A 2,156-nucleotide genomic window follows, 5' to 3' on the forward strand; every position below is an offset into this window, starting at 1 on the left:
GAACTTGCTGACACGGCCAAATCCACAAGGGTACTCGACACAGCAGGGCTATACAATAGTCGATCATCTGTCTGAAGAATTCCATGAACCTGATCTTGCTGTTGAAGAGGCTGCTCGGAAAGTGAAGATTACCTTAGGAATGCTGGCTGTGGCAGCCATATTATGGAGTACTGTTGCCATTCCCCTTGGTGCAACAGCGTTTCTACTCGCCGCAATTATGTACATATTTCATCTCATGCCAATTGATATAATAGCCAAAAGCTACATGAAAGATGCAGTGTTTTTTATAATCGGTGCACTTTCAGTGGCAGTCGGTGTTGAGAAGACAGGACTTCACCACCGTCTTGGACTACTCTTTTTGGGATGGACAAAATCACGGTGGAGCTTGTTATTTCTTTTCGGTCCACTAATGGCAGTCACCGCAATGTTTATTTCTGCCAAATGCTTGATTGCTTTCTTAATGCCGGTTCTAATGAGACTATATAAAAATATTTGTAAGGCTAATGGATTGGTCAGACATCCACCAGTGGGGCTTTTTCTCATACTGGTTATCGTGTATATGACAGCAATGGGAGGGCCCGGTGCACCAACTGTGGGAGCGCGAAATGCTATCATGGTCGATTTTTTTGAGACCTTGGGGAAACCTATGACATTCATTCAGTGGATGCAATATGGTTTCCCGTTTGTTCCGGTTGGGTCAATTGCTGTTGGCATTTACCTATACGTACTGTTTAATAAAAAACTGAACATCAAGATAAACCCGGGTGAACTGATAAGAAAGGAAGTGCGGGCATTGGGACCGTATAGTGGCAAACAAGTTACCATGACGGTCATTCTGCTTGCAGTAATATTCATGTGGGTTTTCCTGTCCGGATATTTGCATTTGGGTGGTCCTATCCTCATCGGAACTGTCTTAATGTTTTTAACAGGCGTCGTTTCGTGGGAAGATTTGAACAAGGATGTCGCTTGGGGTGTAATATGGATGTATGCTTCGGCAGTCAGTATGGGGTATGTGCTACATATTACTGGCACCGCGCTCTGGCTGGCCACAACAGCGTTCGATTTGCTACCTCCATTCCTTAAAGTCGGGGATGGTCTCCTCGTTTCAATTAGTATTCTGACAACTATTGTTACTAACTTCATGAGTGACGGTGCCGCGGTTGCGGTGATAGGCCCCATAGCGTTACCGATGGATAAAATGGCAGGGCTTGACATGTGGCAGGTTGGTTTGGCTACCGCTTTTTCATCATCCTTTGCCCATGTCCTGGTCATTGGGAGGCCGGGGTTGGCAATTGCGTATGCTATGGGACTTGACCCTGATACAAAGGAACGTTTACTGTATGTAAAAGACCTGATTAAATACGGCCTGGGTCTAGTTTTGATCTCCTGGCTGATCCTTTGGGGATGGGTGTTTTATGGGTATTGGAAATTTATGACCTTTTAATAAAACTATTAATTTAATTCTGACTTTCCTCAACCATCGGTTAGCACTGGGAATTATACGTAAAAGGAGATTTATTCACGTTAAGACTACCCCGCACCTAAAGGCTGCAATACTTCAGAGAGCTTATGCATTATCTGGGGTTATGAAAAGCTAACTACCATATCCCTTAATCCAAATTTTTTGGCGGACGCACGTTAACGCGAATCTCTTTCACACCTGGTATGCTTTCCCCAGTTTCTCGAATCTTGTGAACCAGATGTTCTTCCTGAGTGACCTGCGCTCTGGTATTCACCAGGACTATGCCGTTATTAGCTGATACATCAATATCTGGTTTCATGTCTATCAAGGCAGCTTTGACTTCGGAAGCAAGGAGATGGTCTTCCAGTATTTTCTGGTATTTAGCACTTGTTCGAAAATGTGGTAGGCCAGCGGTATGGCATATTACGTCCACGGCATCGGCGACAGTGATACGTCCTATATGGAGTACAATGTCGTAGAGGCTTGGGTCCTTAGTATCAATACCGAACAAATATTGACTCCACTTGTAACGCTGTTCGTCATCGCTTTTAAGGATTCGCTGTGCCTCTTCTCTAGAAATCTTCTCCCGTTCCATCTCCAACGCTATGCGGTCTTCCATATCCGAGATAATCCTTACCTTAAGTACATGAGGTATACCTTCAAGAAGGAAATGCCCCGCCAGACCATGGTAAAC

Annotated in this window: 2 protein-coding genes; one reads left to right on the forward strand and one right to left on the reverse strand. The window is 44.6% G+C overall.

The window, feature by feature from the left end; all coding sequences use genetic code 11:
- A partial coding sequence (locus tag KKD83_02800; protein ID MBU2535080.1) for an anion permease occupies window positions 1-1,444 on the forward strand: 1,444 nt, incomplete at its 5' end.
- A 166-nt stretch (window positions 1,445-1,610) separates the two neighbouring features.
- Here KKD83_02800 and KKD83_02805 read toward each other — a convergent pair.
- A partial coding sequence (locus KKD83_02805) for a cytidylate kinase-like family protein (GenBank protein ID MBU2535081.1) occupies window positions 1,611-2,156 on the reverse strand: 546 nt, incomplete at its 5' end.

This window comes from Chloroflexota bacterium (assembly GCA_018829775.1).
In the GTDB taxonomy this organism is placed as follows: Bacteria; Chloroflexota; Dehalococcoidia; order Dehalococcoidales; family RBG-16-60-22; genus E44-bin89.